The 14009-nt window shown below is 51.1% G+C and carries 14 protein-coding genes, 2 tRNA genes and 1 rRNA gene; 7 read left to right on the plus strand and 10 right to left on the minus strand.

All coding sequences use genetic code 11. The features are described from left to right. Window positions 1–2: 2 nt before the first annotated feature. Genes VMW85_03780 through VMW85_03790 form a run of 3 tightly spaced genes read right to left on the minus strand, consistent with a single transcriptional unit; the run spans window position 3 to window position 1164 of the window. A complete protein-coding gene (locus VMW85_03780; protein ID HUT27150.1) occupies window positions 3–575 on the minus strand; it encodes a DUF99 family protein in 573 nt (190 codons plus the stop codon). Further along, window positions 576–935 (minus strand): peptidyl-tRNA hydrolase Pth2, encoded by a 360-nt coding sequence (gene pth2 / locus VMW85_03785; protein HUT27151.1) that lies wholly within the window; start codon window positions 933–935, stop codon window positions 576–578. Between the two features lie 10 nt (window positions 936–945). Next, a complete protein-coding gene (locus VMW85_03790) occupies window positions 946–1164 on the minus strand; it encodes a hypothetical protein (protein ID HUT27152.1) in 219 nt (72 codons plus the stop codon). Window positions 1165–1259: 95 nt separating this feature from the next. Here VMW85_03790 and tgtA point away from each other — a divergent pair, with 95 nt between their 5' ends. Continuing rightward, the gene (gene tgtA, locus VMW85_03795; GenBank protein HUT27153.1) at window positions 1260–3206 is read left to right on the plus strand and encodes a tRNA guanosine(15) transglycosylase TgtA; all 1947 of its coding nucleotides are present in this window, start codon (window positions 1260–1262) and stop codon (window positions 3204–3206) included. Here the strand turns inward: tgtA and VMW85_03800 are convergent. The 3 genes from VMW85_03800 to VMW85_03810 form a co-directional block, all read right to left on the minus strand. Further along, complete coding sequence (locus VMW85_03800; protein ID HUT27154.1) at window positions 3203–3433, minus strand: KEOPS complex subunit Pcc1; 231 nt, start codon at window positions 3431–3433, stop codon at window positions 3203–3205. The genes tgtA and VMW85_03800 overlap by 4 nt on opposite strands. A gap of 102 nt (window positions 3434–3535) precedes the next feature. Then, window positions 3536–3611: transfer RNA gene (locus VMW85_03805), tRNA-Gln, on the minus strand. Window positions 3612–3640: 29 nt separating this feature from the next. Continuing rightward, window positions 3641–4912, minus strand: coding sequence for a tRNA (N(6)-L-threonylcarbamoyladenosine(37)-C(2))-methylthiotransferase (locus VMW85_03810; protein ID HUT27155.1), 1272 nt, complete (start codon window positions 4910–4912; stop codon window positions 3641–3643). A 50-nt stretch (window positions 4913–4962) separates the two neighbouring features. Between VMW85_03810 and VMW85_03815 the strand changes: the two genes are divergently transcribed. Beyond that, window positions 4963–5904: a calcium/sodium antiporter gene (locus VMW85_03815; GenBank protein ID HUT27156.1), complete on the plus strand. Its 942-nt coding sequence runs from the start codon at window positions 4963–4965 to the stop codon at window positions 5902–5904. A gap of 85 nt (window positions 5905–5989) precedes the next feature. Continuing rightward, window positions 5990–6256, plus strand: a complete 267-nt coding sequence (locus VMW85_03820; GenBank protein HUT27157.1) for a hypothetical protein — start codon at window positions 5990–5992, stop codon at window positions 6254–6256. A 504-nt stretch (window positions 6257–6760) separates the two neighbouring features. Here VMW85_03820 and VMW85_03825 read toward each other — a convergent pair. The 4 genes from VMW85_03825 to VMW85_03840 all read right to left on the minus strand — a co-directional run bounded on the left by VMW85_03825 (window position 6761) and on the right by VMW85_03840 (window position 8826). After that, entirely contained in the window at window positions 6761–7045 is a 285-nt protein-coding gene (locus VMW85_03825) for a hypothetical protein (GenBank protein ID HUT27158.1), read from the minus strand. Between the two features lie 4 nt (window positions 7046–7049). After that, window positions 7050–7304, minus strand: a complete 255-nt coding sequence (locus tag VMW85_03830) for a hypothetical protein (GenBank protein HUT27159.1) — start codon at window positions 7302–7304, stop codon at window positions 7050–7052. An 881-nt stretch (window positions 7305–8185) separates the two neighbouring features. Further along, complete coding sequence (locus VMW85_03835) at window positions 8186–8539, minus strand: hypothetical protein (protein ID HUT27160.1); 354 nt, start codon at window positions 8537–8539, stop codon at window positions 8186–8188. A 200-nt stretch (window positions 8540–8739) separates the two neighbouring features. Beyond that, window positions 8740–8826, minus strand: a tRNA-Ser gene (locus tag VMW85_03840). A gap of 355 nt (window positions 8827–9181) precedes the next feature. On the opposite strand from VMW85_03840, the gene VMW85_03845 reads away from it, so the two are divergent. From VMW85_03845 to pyrG, 4 genes are all read left to right on the plus strand, one after another. Continuing rightward, on the plus strand, window positions 9182–9562 hold the full coding sequence (locus VMW85_03845) for a hypothetical protein (GenBank protein ID HUT27161.1): 381 nt from the start codon (window positions 9182–9184) through the stop codon (window positions 9560–9562). Window positions 9563–9723: 161 nt separating this feature from the next. Beyond that, a complete protein-coding gene (locus VMW85_03850; protein ID HUT27162.1) occupies window positions 9724–9918 on the plus strand; it encodes a hypothetical protein in 195 nt (64 codons plus the stop codon). Window positions 9919–10490: 572 nt separating this feature from the next. Beyond that, window positions 10491–11959, plus strand: a 16S ribosomal RNA gene (locus VMW85_03855). Between the two features lie 419 nt (window positions 11960–12378). Continuing rightward, window positions 12379–13992: a CTP synthase (glutamine hydrolyzing) gene (gene pyrG, locus VMW85_03860; GenBank protein ID HUT27163.1), complete on the plus strand. Its 1614-nt coding sequence runs from the start codon at window positions 12379–12381 to the stop codon at window positions 13990–13992. Window positions 13993–14009: the final 17 nt, after the last annotated feature.

The raw sequence follows: 14009 nt of genomic DNA on the forward strand, positions 1-14009 counted from the left end.
TTTCAAGCATTGCCCCTGGACTCCCCACGCACCAATGCCGTGGCCACCAGATGCGCCAACCGGACCGGCTCGGGGAGGCATCCTCGAACCAAACATCTCCTGACCGCATCGTCGGCGTCATCCTCCTCGATACCCGCTGATGCAATGAACAACCTCCCTGAGGGAATTTTCACGGGACGGACCTTTTCCTTGGAGACCATCGCCAATCTTCGTTCCCAATCTGGGAAATGTGCTTTCAGGGCGGAGGTGATGGAATTCATGTCCGGTTCGTCACGCGCAACTGTGACCACAGGTAGGTCGAGAGCGGTGCTAAGGGCGGAGATGTCCACAACGTTAAAACCCCCAAAGGCCACCCCGTCGATCATTATCATACGTACCTGCTCACGGAAACGGGAAGTGCTCACCATGCCGATTATTACCTCGTTCGCATCATCCCCATCTACGGCGCAGGAGGACACCAATACCCCTTCCACGTAACCGGGAGGGCAGATCAATACACCGACCAAGGGAACGGTTCCCTGCCCTTTGATAAAAGGACCATCGTCGATGCCAAGTATGCGGGCCTGTTCTTTCACTCACATCAACCCCAGGTGTCCGGTCACCCGGTCCACCTCGGCGTTCGGTGCAGGACCTATGCCCAGGCAGGTAGTGGTGTTTGGCGGAAGTTCCGTCATACCGGCGTCAGTGATGAGCGATGTCACCAGTCCGGCGTCCTCGGCCGCCTGTTTGATCCGGTACAGCTCGGCCAGGTCCTGAACCTTGACCACCACTTTCTTCTGCCCCTCGTTGTACCATCGTTCGAACTGTATCGTTTTTCTCTTCTTACTGCTAAGAGCACAGTTCACAGCGGCGTGAGCCACTTGTGCGGCCATCTTTCCCGGTGAGAGCTTCAGGTCCCTGCGGACCACTATGACCATCTTGTTATCGAATTCCATCTTGCCAGCCTCACACGTCACCGAAAGTTAGGGGGAATGACCGTTTCAAAGCGCGTTCCTGGTTCTGTTTGGCCATGGCGATCATTTTTTCCAGTTCCTCTGGTGTGTAATTAATGCAGATGGTCTTGCCGCAGATGGAGCATAGGAACTCCCGGCCTTCGGCGCAGTCCTGCACCTTGATCGAGATCAGTATCTCGCAATGGGGGCAACTCATGACAAAAGAGTCCACAGCATCACCGTGCCGCCATTCGCGGACGACAATATATCCCTTTCCCGTTATAACCACGTATCACATTTAATATAGGAAGATGAAATGAGACGCATATGTTAGAGATTATTCGCAGGGACGGCCTGGCCCGCATCTGCCGTCTGCACACCAGGAGGGGGGAGCTGGAGACCCCTTGTCTTCTGCCAGTGGTCAATCCCCGCCTGACCACCATCAAGCCCCGGGAACTTTACGATGTTTTCGGTTTCAGGGCGCTCATCACAAATTCATATATCATACGTAACGACCATCGTATCCGAGAGATCGCCCTGACCAAAGGGTTGCACGAGCTCCTCGATTTCCCGGGGGTCATCATGACCGATTCCGGTTCCTTCCAATCTCACATGTACGGGGAGGTGGACGTGAAGAATCAGGACATCGTAGAGTTCCAACGGGACATTGGGGCGGATATCGGAACGGTCCTGGACATTTTCACCGAGCCGGAATGGAGCAAAGAAAGGACCGCCGAATCAATAGAGGTCACCTTGGGTCGAACGGAAGAGGCCGCGGCTCTCAAGGGCGAAATGCTATTGGCCGGTGTGGTGCAGGGCTCCATCTACCCCGATCTCAGACAGATGTGCGCCCACCGTATGTCCGAGATGGCTGTGGACGTTAACCCGATCGGTGGCGTCGTGCCTCTTATGGAGACCTATCGCTTCGCCGAGCTGGTTGACGTTATCGTCGCTTCAAAGAAAGGATTGAGGGCCGATAGGCCAGTTCACCTTTTCGGAGCAGGGCACCCCATGCTCTTCTCGTTGGCCGTCCTATTGGGCTGTGACATGTTCGATTCCGCCTCTTACGCCAAGTTCGCCCGGGACGATCGGTTCATGTTCCTGGAAGGAACCTTCCGGCTAAGGGACATGAAGGCCTTGGAATGCAATTGCCCCGCCTGCGTGGGACATGATGTGGAGGAGATCCGCAAGATGCCCGACGACGAGAGGACACAGCTCATCGCCCGCCACAACCTGTGGGTATCCAAGATGGAACTGGAAAGAGTGAAACGGGCCATATTGGAAGGGGACCTATGGGAGCTGGTGGAAAGACGATGCCGCTCGCACCCGGCCTTGCTGGACGCATTGAGGTCGTTGGGCAAACATCAGGAGTTCCTGGAGAGGTACGAGCCATTAAGCCGCGAGCATGCCCTCTTCTACACCGGTTCGGAAACATTGAACCGCCCGGCCTTTCTCAGGTATCAGAAGCGGCTGAAAGAACGCTACGTTCATCCAAATACAGAAGTGGGGATCATCTTCGAAGAGCCGGAGAAGCCCTATTCTAGGACGATGCGATCGGTGATGGACTCCATTCTGGAGACCAATGACGCCCATTTCCAGGTCACCAGTCCTTTCGGACCGGTCCCAATAGAACTTGACGAGATATACCCGATCTCCCAATCGCTGTTCCCCAAAGAGAAGGACCAACAGACCAGGGAGCGAACCGACCGCCTGATGGAGGACCTGGCTCACCAACACACTCACAAACTGGGGGCCATCTGGGACGGGGAGGAGACCTTGGAGGTCCTAAAGATGTTCTCTCAAGGCAAGGGCGGTTTCAATATCGACATGGCCCGAGTGAAAGCTGTGGCCGAATATCAGTTCGGGAAGGGATCGGCGGAGGCATTGCTCAACGGACAGGTGTCGTTGGTCAAATCCAAGAACGTGGACCGCATCCGCAACGTGCTGGTTGACGGAGAGCATGTGGTATCGATGAGGGCCGAGGACGGTTTCTTAACCCTTCGGCCGGCCGGAGCTAAAAGATTGCTCGCAGGGATTCCAGCCCCGCGCATGCGCGTGACAGTGATGGACGATTCGGTGGAGTTCAACCGTCAAGGCAAGAACGTGTTCTGCGGTTTCGTGATCGATGCCGACCCGGAGATACGCCTGCACGACGAGGTCATGGTGGTGGACCAAAAAGATACCCTGATAGCAATCGGCCGAGCCCAGCTCACCCGCGAGGAGATGTTGGACTTCAGCAAAGGTATCGCGGTCAAGGTCCGGGAAGGGGCCTAATCCCCTTCCATGTCGGTGATCTCATCGGCCACCTTCAGGCAGGCCATGAGGTCTTCGACGGTGTGCAGTAGGGACATCAGGCCTTTTGCCTTGCATTCCACTTTGAGCACCGGGCCCTCCACCCAGGACTTGGCATGGTCCCCATTGTCCAGTTCCAATGAGCGGTTGATGTTCATGGCACGTTCTTCGCTACCCATGTCCAGCTCCAGTAGGCAGGTCGCTTCCACGAAAGGTCAATGCCTCCTCGCGGATAAATCATCTTTGTTATGCTAACCGCCTGTCGCCAATGGATAGGTTAGAAACCCGATCTGAGGATCGAGTGAAAAATGTGGTAGCCCCGTCCAGATTCGAACTGGAGTCGCCGGCTCCAAAGGCCAGCATGATTGACCACTACACTACGGGGCTCTAGGAGACCTCGATGCGATATCCCCTATTTAATTTTCAATATCGCTGAGGACAGACCCGTAAAAATGAGTGGGGGTGGCCGAGGTTATCTTTACACGGACCCTTTTCCACAACGGAAGTTCGTCCTGGATGACCACTAGGAGGTAGTCGTCCGTACGTGCCATGACGCTCTTTCCCCTTCCCTTCTCATCTACGAGCACGGAATATTCCCGACCGACCTTCGATGAGTTTATCTGCGAAGATATGTGGAATCTTAGCGCGCTCAGCTCCCTCGATCGCTCCTTTGATACAAGGCCGGGAACCTGATCCTCCAAGCCCTCGGCCGCCGTTCCCGGCCGGGCGGAGAACCTGGTGACGTTGATGATGTTCGGGCGTAGGTCCTCCATAAGCCTAACGGTCGCCCGGTGGTCCTCTATGGTCTCCCCGGGAAAACCGGTGATGACATCAGTGGCGATCGTTAGCTCCGGGACGGCCGTACGTATCTTGTTCACCAGGTCCAAGAACACTTTTGCGGAATACCTCCTTCCCATGGCATGGATGATGTGGTCACTGCCGCTTTGTACTGGAATGTGCAAAAAACGGTAGAGGTTAGGGTGCTGGTAGACCTCCGCCAAATCATCGACGATATCGTTCAGGTTGTCCGGGTTCATCATGCCCACCCTGATGCGGAAATCCCCGGAGAGGTCGCAGATCGCCCTGAGGAGGTCGGGTAGGCGCTCTTGGCCGTCCATGCCATATCCCGCCGTATCCTGGGAGGTCACCAGTATTTCACTTACCCCTTGGGACAGGGAACGTTTGGCCCTGTCCCGCAGCTCTTCAATAGGATAGCTTTTCAGGTCCCCCCTCGCTATTTTGGTGATACAATATGTGCACGAACCCCTGCAGCCTTGGGCAATTGGCAGTATCGAGGATCCCGCCAGTTCGTCATTTTCCAACGTCGTTCCCATAACGCCGAACTCTTGCCTGAGGATCGCTGGGAGGCTCGGATAATCGGAAGTCCCGCAGACCAAGGCTCCAGGGAATTCCTGCAGCAATCGTTCCCTGGCGACCGAGGCTAAGCAACCGATGATGACCAATCTCTTGCCGTATTCCTGTAGTTTATGCAGACGCCGGAGTATCTTTCTCTCCGTGGGGGCGATGACCACGCAGGTATTGACCACTGCGACATCAGCCGACTCGACCTCCGACACGACAGTATGTCCCATTCCACTTAGGCAGTGCATCAGGTCCTGGGACTCCCCCTGGTTCATGGTGCAGCCATAGGTTTCGAAATAGAACCTCACGGCCGCAAATCGCACCATGTAATTATTATAGATAGTGCCCAAACGAATGTTTTAGAACGGATATGTTGTTGGAATCGTTTTTGCTGGTAGCTGGTATTGTCCTACTTTACTTCGGAGGGGACTGGTTGGTCGATGGAGCCTCGCGATTGGCGGTATCCTTAGGGGTCAGCACATTCGTCATAGGTCTTACCGTCGTGGCCATTGGCACCTCCGCACCAGAGGCGGCGTTGGCAATAATCTCCACCTGGGAAGGCGAACCGTCCATCGCCTTCGGAAACATCGTTGGTTCCAATATAGCCAATATCGGACTGGTCCTGGGAATCTCCTGCTTCATATGTCCCTTGATGGTGAGAATGCAACTGCTCAAACGAGAGGCGCTTTTCCTAATGGTATCCATCATGGCCATAGCCATCTTGGGCCTGGACGGTCACATCGCGAAGGCTGACGCACTGATATTTTTGACGGTGGCGGTGGCCTTCAACCTATACATACTACATTCGGCCAGAACGACCAGGCCATTGCAGAAGAAACCCAGTAAGGATATCATTGCTGGTTACGGAAGAAGGTGGCGACACATAGCTCTCCTCTCCCTGGGAATATTGCTGCTCGTAGCGGGATCCCAACTCGTGTTGATGGGGGCGGTGGGCATAGCCACCGCTCTAGGCGTGGACCAGTTCGTCATAGGATTGACAGTGGTGGCCATTGGAACTTCCATACCGGAACTGGCCGTCTCCATCTCCTCAGCATGCAAATTGGAGAGCAGCCTCTTGCTAGGCACATTGCTGGGTAGTAATATATCCAATACTTTTTTGGTCCTCGGTATGGCCTCTGCAATTGCCCCGATAGGGGTGCCGGTTGAATTCTACTCCATCACACTTCCGTTCACCTTGATACTTTACGGCACCCTCATCGCCTTCATGTACCGGAAGAGCAGATTGGATCGGAAAACGTCCCTGGTATTGCTGATCACTTACGCACTATACATCATTCTTCTGATGACGTTAGGTTAATACATGGGCCAGATAACAATGGCGAAATTCAATGCGGGACTTACTGCGACCATTATCATCTTTAGTTCTCTACTAATTCAAGCAAATGCCGATATTGCCAATCGCGCTCCTTGACCGTGGCAGCATCGGCATCATGGGGGATCGTAGCGTCACGAACAGCGGTGGCCGCGTAAATGGCAGCGGCGATTGCATGACTGGGAACATGTGCGGTCGCCAACGCTTGACCTGCGGCACGGGCAGCGGAACGAGCCGCGTCATCCTTCTCAACATCACGCGCCGCCGCATGTGCCGCAAGAGCGTCCCTACGTATATCGGCCATCCTGAACACACCCGTTCGTGTCCATGTGCGTAACTTATCTATGGCATTTCGAGGACGATCATCTTCTGGACGCAGTTCTTCAAAATAATGTAGTGCCCGCTCGGCGCAGTCAGCCGCCCATATGGCTAATAATTTGTGATCGGTCCTTCTCGCCAGCTCCTCGATCGGCTCGTCCATGATCGTTCTTGCCATCTTTCGCTTTTTCATTTTTTTTCATTCCTGATATGATCATCCATCCTTTTGTTGGACCCGGTTCGTGTTATACTGGCACTAGCGGACCCTACTTCCAACCATAACGTAAACAAGTTAATTTTATTACATTATATTCGAAGGTACTTACCCGAAGGTGTCATGATGAGGTCGTTGATAATGTGTAGTCAAATGTCTGGTGTACAAAAATCCCAATTTAACTCTTAAACCGCATGCTAGACAAGAATATGGCTTAAAGTCGATGACTAAATAATGTGTCCATATGACCAAAGGCCCCCCACTTGACATACCTAAATTAAAAAATAAATAGCTGGAGGCTTGAGGAAATTAAGTACTGTCCTCATCTTTCTGAGACAAACTCTCTATCATTGCTCCAAGGAAGCAGCAGGGCTCGTTCGCTTTTTTTACCGGGCCAGCGCACAAACCTTCCTCCTCGATCAGAGCGACGTTCGGATGACGCTCCATCAGGACCATGAGCAGCCAATCCTTTTCTCCGGAGTCCTCGAAGTGTATCTCTCCCATCTCTTTGGAACCATCCATATCCACTTTATTCAATTGGATAGCTCCTCCGTTCCCTTCCTTCACATTTTTAATAGTCAGAGTGATCAACATCGTATCACTTCCTATAACCCGGCCTCTGTGGCCATTGGTAATACGTATCGACGAAGCATCCAGTTGGGAGGTTGTTTTCCATAATGCTAACCTCAGGGTGACCGTTCATCAACATTTCAAGAAGGACATCCAGTTCCTCCTTGTTGTTAAAAAATAGAGTTCCAGCAGCGTGAGTGCAGGTGATGGATCCCCGCTTCCACACTTCGATCCTGCCGCCTTCATCATTCTCATTGCCATAGATCTTCAATGACAGGTACATGGCTTTTTCATCATCCTCTGTTTATGAATGGCGGACCATTTCGGGTCGCACAATCAGATAATCTGATTCTGTATCAAGACACTGCGTATAAGCAAATTTCCTCACGTTCTGAAAATTCCCAGATCGAGTATGTAATACGAGGTTGGAGTATTGAATATATGTTATAAATGTCAGATTATCGTAGCCTCAAAGGACCTTATAATTCGGTTATTGGCGATGTATAATGACCCGATTGATCCGACTAGACAAAAAAACAAATGGTAGAAGGTCAAAGTCCCAGGTATCAATAACAATCTACGTGCACATAACAAAGATCCGAAAACATATTCACATCCGCGTCACGCCGTCTCCTATTCTGTATCTAAATTTAAATTAAATGGGGATTTTATCCCCATCGTTGTACACCTTTTTTTTGGAATTCGCTACCTGAATTTCAGAATCCCCATTGCAAACAATACTATCACTGCTAATACAATTGCGCCAAGTAGACCAAATATGAACCATCCAACGATGAATGCGATGACCGATCCAAGTCCTAGCGCCCCCCAATTCATGGTCAATGCCATTTATATCACCATTTGATTTAGTGCGTCTGGGGTTTATTATAGTTCCTTTTTTGATCGAACGGTTTTCGAGGGTACTATTTACCATCTGGCTTTATAATACGTCATTGTCTATCAGACCAATCGTTTGCCATACCATTCGTTCTGTTCAATTACAGCCTCGTGAGCTCTGGTCCATCATTTAATGTTATGATCGCCCTATTTATGATCACAACCAAGTAAAACTGATTACGTGGCCGGAGTGCAAATTGGTAACTATATCGAAGGCACGGTTTTCCAATTAGACTGGATAACCACTATTGGTCTGATCATCACCGTCTATAAGGGTCCTCCAAGCGTAGGAAGGAAGAGACCGATTATAAACGCCAATATCCAGATGATTATGGCGATGATCAATGCCTTGCCCCAACCAATCTTGTAAAGGCCCTTGAGGGCCAATAGCCATACTATCCCGGCCACCACAGCTGCCAGCAGACCGTTTCCTAGTAAGAAGTACGTCAATGCGTAAATGACCGTACCGATAACTGCTGCCAAGAGCGCTATACCGATCCCTTCCTCCTGCCCAAACATTTTGGTGACAACGTAGATCACTATCGTTGAGACCACCAATGCGACCAGGAATCCAACAATGGTAGTTAATTCAATATCGGCCATGTAACTAATTTGGTTCAAGACATTATTAATCTTTCTTTCTGCTGAAGTTCAAGAAGTAACCATTCCAACCTAATTATTTGGGAGGTGAATAACCAATTCTACTAATTATAAATACGAATAAAAAGAGGATGCGGTTATGAATGCGCTAACTTGATCGATCGTCTAGTGCACGAACAACATCTGATTGGGCTGAAAAACCGAGGGCCTAGATAAGAAAATGGCGCGAAGGGGGGGATTCGAACCCCCGGGTCCTTGCGAACAATGGATTAGCAATCCATCGCCTTGCCGGGCTGGGCCACCTCCGCTTTTTTGCTGCAAAAGCGAGAAACGTTATTAAAGCTTTTGTCTGGACGGTATTCCATTCCAGGAAATGTGGTCGATGGTATATCCAATTTTATGAGCCACAAACTTAATATTCTCACAAAGTAAACCAATGAAGTTAATAACTATAGTTAATATAAAATTTAATCCAAGCGTTAAATAATCCTTTTTGAATCGAATAATTATAGTTAAATTTTATTAATTGTAATTTTTTATATAGGCATTAACCATATTTTATTAAATCACTCGATAATCGATATAATAGATCTCTAAAAAATGGAGGTTAGCTAAGGGGTTTAGGAGATGTATTTTGAGTAAAAAATGAAGACTTCGGCCTTATTGGTCGTAATGCTGGCATCTTGTATTTTTATTCTGCCTGCTTGCGATGCGGCCGAGGAAACGGAAGTTCCCGTGCCTATAATTCTCCCCGGGGAAGGAGAGAATTTCCCGGTAACAGTGTATTTCGCTGACAATATGGTTTTTACGCCTCAATGGAGGATCGGGAACTTTGTGCGCATAGAGATGATGATCATCGATCTGAGAGGTTCTGGGGGAGGTATGCAGCCGAAGGACGTCTCATCTCTGGAAATGAACATATATGAAAAGAGCGAGCTGTTGCAGGACCCAACCCTGATCGCCAATACCAGGATGGTATCGGTGAGCTATATCCACGTATGGATAGTTGATCAGGATGAACCGCGGTTTGGGATGAAACATTAGGTTGGGATGTGACCATCTATTCCCAGACAGATTTTTCGGATCAGTTCAGACGGGAGATCAATAAAGAGGGTTTCCTAATATATTGGGGTTAATGGGATACCTCCGGGCTGCCAGCGGGAACTCACACTGTCCATGTAGATCTAGGTGATCTCTATACTATAATGCACTCGACCGGCAACAACAAGACCGATATAGATCATCCGATCGAGATCCTTGCGGACGATCCGCTCGATCCGCAGTATGTCGCCTATGACCTTGGGATAGGAGGGGTGACGGACGACATGGCCTGGTTGGAGCTGGGGGTACTCGTGGAGAAAGGCTCAAAGGGTAACCAGGGCGGTGGAAAGGGCCGTTAGATAATTCATTATAAGCAAACCACCGAAAGGGGCCACCCGGTCCCCGTTTTTTCTTTCCTTCATCCAGACAAACAGGTAATGAAAATCGTTGATCCGAATCAATTATACATACGGCATCGATCTTTACTAACGAACTCTGGAAAAGCATTCAATCGTACTGGCTATGCGTTCAAGATATGCTCAGACGATGTTGTTGGCCTTACATCCAGAAAAATCGTCGTACGGAAAAGGTGATATAGACCTGCCATAATGGAGAGAATAGAAGTGTCAAAATCACTTCGATAAGGGATGTCCCGAAACGGTTATATATAAGACCGAAGTTAAGGGATTTCTGCGCTGACATTCAGCGACAAAAACGCCGAACTGGATGCTTGCATCTGGTGGCGAAAGGAATGGGAATGGAGAATCAAGATCTCCGTCGAAATCGCGACGTGCTCTCTTGGTTCTGACGCTCGATGGCAGTTACTGTTTCAAAAGAAATGGTACTGCTGGTGAAACTTGGTAACTCTGCCAAATTCTTTAAGATATATACATCCTAGGCGATCAATTAATAATGAGTCGTCGAGGGATCAATTCCGGTTGATCCTGCCGGCGGCCACCGCTATTGGAATTCGATTAAGACATGCGAGTCGAGAGACATTATGGTCTCGGCGGACCGCTCAGTAACACGCGGATAACATGCCCTTGGGTGGGGGATAACCTCGGGAAACTGAGAATAATACCCCATAGACCTCGAAAGCTGGAATGCTTCAAGGTCGAAAACTCCGGTGCCCAAGGATTGGTCTGCGGCGTATCAGGTTGTAGTGGGTGTAACGGACCCACTAGCCTATGACGCGTAAGGGCCTTGAGAGAGGGAGCCCTGAGATGGACTCTGAGACATGAGTCCAGGCCCTACGGGGCGCAGCAGTCGCGAAAACTTCACACTGGGGGAAACCCCGATGAGGGAATTCCAAGTGCCAGCACATTGTGTTGGCTGTTCTTTGGTCTAAAAAACCAGAGAAGTAAGGGCCGGGTAAGACGGGTGCCAGCCGCCGCGGTAATACCCGCGGCCCGAGTGGTGGTCGATATTATTGAGCCTAAAACGTCCGTAGCCGGTTTTGTAAATCCTTGGGTAAATCGACCAGCTTAACTGTTCGAATTCCGGGGAGACTGCAAGACTTGGGATCGGGAGAGGTCAGAGGTACTTCTGGGGTAGGGGTAAAATCCTGTAATCCTAGAAGGACCACCGGTGGCGAAGGCGTCTGACTAGAACGAATCCGACGGTGAGGGACGAAGCCCTGGGGCGCAAACGGGATTAGATACCCCGGTAGTCCAGGGTGTAAACGCTGCGGGCTTGGTGTTGGGGGTCCTTTGAGGGCGCCCAGTGCCGGAGAGAAGTTGTTAAGCCTGCTGCTTGGGGAGTACGTCCGCAAGGATGAAACTTAAAGGAATTGGCGGGGGAGCACCGCAACGGGAGGAGCGTGCGGTTCAATTGGATTCAACACCGGACAACTCACCAGGAGCGACGGTTACATGAAGGCCAGGCTGATGACCTTGCCTGATTTTCCGAGAGGTGGTGCATGGCCGTCGTCAGTTCGTACCGTAAGGCGTTCTCTTAAGTGAGATAACGAACGAGACCCTCGCCGCTAATTGCTAGTGTTCTCTCCGGAGGGCACGCACATTAACGGGACCGCTGTCGCTAAGACAGAGGAAGGAGAGGTCAACGGTAGGTCCGTATGCCCCGAATCTCCTGGGCTACACGCGCGCTACAAAGGTTGGGACAATGGGCTCCGACATCGAAAGATGAAGGCAATCTCGAAACCCAATCGTAGTTCGGATTGAGGGTTGTAACTCACCCTCATGAAGCTGGATTCCGTAGTAATCGCGGATCAACAATCCGCGGTGAATATGCCCCTGCTCCTTGCACACACCGCCCGTCAAACCACCCGAGTTGGGTTTCAGTAAGGATATCTCATTTTGGGGTCTTCGAACTGAGATTCAGCAAGGAGGGTTAAGTCGTAACAAGGTATCTGTAGGGGAACCTGCAGATGGATCACCTCCTACGCAAGGGGAAACACTGTGAAGCTATGAAGGCATTACGTGTGTTTCCCCCACCAATTCAGGCAGGGTTACCAAGCACTAAAAACAACATCGAGCGTCCCATTCTTCAATTTTTAATTTTTAAAATAGAATTTATTCCTGATGATCTCAAAACGTCATACTCATTTTGCTTTCTGTGAAAGAAAGTAATGATCTGATGATGTTTTTATTTGAAAGCAAGGACCGGCTACGGTCTGCATTTCGTCCTCCGTTTACTCCAAGCAACTGGGATGGGCATCCGGGATGCGCCAGAACCGGGAAAGGGAGCGCGTTTCGTCATTCAGGTGCTAAAGTGCTGTGTTCGGAAAAAACGGACGAATGTGGTACTCAGGGAGAAATAATAAAATATCATGCTTGGCTATGGACCATTCCCGTGAAGGCATGAAATTCATTTTTGTCACGGGCGGAGTTCTATCTGGGTTGGGCAAGGGAATAACCGCTTCCTCGATCGGTCGTTTATTAAAATCACGGGGGGTCGTGGTCACTGCCATCAAGATCGACCCCTATCTGAACGTGGACGCCGGGACGATGAACCCCTTCGAACACGGGGAAGTATATGTTCTCGATGACGGAGGAGAGGTGGACCTGGACCTCGGTAACTACGAACGCTTCCTGGACATCAGCCTTACCAGCGCCCATAATATCACCACCGGCAAGGTCTATAAGTCGGTCATCGAGAAGGAGCGTACCGGGGAATATCTGGGAAAGACCGTTCAGATAATCCCTCACATCACTAACGAGATCAAGGCCCAGATCGTGAACGTGGCCGATGCCACTGGGGCGGATGTTTGCATTGTGGAACTCGGCGGCACTGTGGGTGACATCGAGTCCATGCCCTTTTTAGAGGCCGTCCGCCAGATGAACACCGAACTGGGCAAAGGGCGTAATTGCCTGTTCGTCCACACCACACTGGTGCCGGTCATGGGAACGGTCGGCGAGCAGAAGACCAAACCCACACAGCATTCGGTGAAGGAACTGAGGGCCATAGGCATTCAGCCAGACATCATAGTGGCACGCTGCAAGGAGCCATTGGAGGAATCGATCAAACGCAAGATCTCTTTGTTTTGCGATGTCCCGCAGGAAGCTGTCGTCAGCGCCCCCGATGCCCGCTCGATCTATGAGGTGCCCATGGTGCTGGAGTCGCAGGGGCTGACCGAGTACATCATGAGGCGATTGGGATTTCCCGAGAAGGAATGTGATCTGGAAGGGTGGAAGGCCTTCGCCTATCGTATCAACGATCAAGAGAGATCGATCCGCATAGCCTGTGTGGGGAAGTACACGAATCTGGCCGATTCTTACATATCACATCTGGAAGCGTTCCATCACGCTGGTGCGGAGGCCGGTGCCAAGGTTCAGATAATGTTCGTAGACTCGGAGGTCGTACAGCAGTATGGCATCACCGAGGATCTGTTGAACGCAGATGCCATTCTCATTCCTGGAGGGTTCGGTGTCCGTGGTATCGAGGGAAAGGTGACCACCGCTAAGTTCGCCCGAGAGAACCGCATTCCGTTCTTGGGGGTGTGCCTGGGATTCCAGATCGCCACCATGGAGTTTGCCAGGAACGTTCTGGGCATGGAACGGGCCAATAGTACAGAGTTCGACTCGGAGACGCCGTTCCCTGTAGTGGACCTCCTGCCGGAGCAGAAGAACGTGGTCAGGATGGGAGCGACGATGCGATTGGGGGCGCAACCTGTAGTGGTCGAAGAGGGCAGCAAGGCGTTCCAACTTTACGGCAAGGCTCTGATAATGGAGAGACACCGGCATCGCTACGAGGTCAACCCCAAGTACATCAAGGATCTGGAGGCCGGAGGTTGGAAGTTCACCGGCCGTTCGGCTGACGGAGTGAAGATGGAGATCGCCGAGCTGCAAGGGCACGATTACTACGTGGCCTCGCAGTTCCACCCAGAGTTCAGATCCCGCCCGAACAAGCCATCGCCATTGCATCTGGGTCTAGTGCGGGCCGCTATCGAGCACAAATACGGGGGGACCCAATAAGTTTTATATGGCGGGTG

It is taken from the genome of Methanomassiliicoccales archaeon, from assembly GCA_035527755.1.
GTDB lineage: Archaea > Thermoplasmatota > Thermoplasmata > Methanomassiliicoccales > UBA472 > UBA472.

Excerpts from the sequence above, each read along its gene's own strand:
- pth2 (HUT27151.1), bottom strand. The coding sequence starts at position 935 with ATGGAATTCGATAACAAGATGGTCATAGTGGTCCGCAGGGACCTGAAG.
- tgtA (HUT27153.1), top strand. The coding sequence starts at position 1,260 with ATGTTAGAGATTATTCGCAGGGACGGCCTGGCCCGCATCTGCCGTCTG.
- VMW85_03810 (HUT27155.1), bottom strand. The coding sequence starts at position 4,912 with ATGGTGCGATTTGCGGCCGTGAGGTTCTATTTCGAAACCTATGGCTGC.
- VMW85_03820 (HUT27157.1), top strand. The coding sequence starts at position 5,990 with ATGCCGATATTGCCAATCGCGCTCCTTGACCGTGGCAGCATCGGCATC.
- VMW85_03825 (HUT27158.1), bottom strand. The coding sequence starts at position 7,045 with ATGTTGATCACTCTGACTATTAAAAATGTGAAGGAAGGGAACGGAGGA.
- VMW85_03830 (HUT27159.1), bottom strand. The coding sequence starts at position 7,304 with ATGTACCTGTCATTGAAGATCTATGGCAATGAGAATGATGAAGGCGGC.
- VMW85_03850 (HUT27162.1), top strand. The coding sequence starts at position 9,724 with ATGCACTCGACCGGCAACAACAAGACCGATATAGATCATCCGATCGAG.
- pyrG (HUT27163.1), top strand. The coding sequence starts at position 12,379 with ATGAAATTCATTTTTGTCACGGGCGGAGTTCTATCTGGGTTGGGCAAG.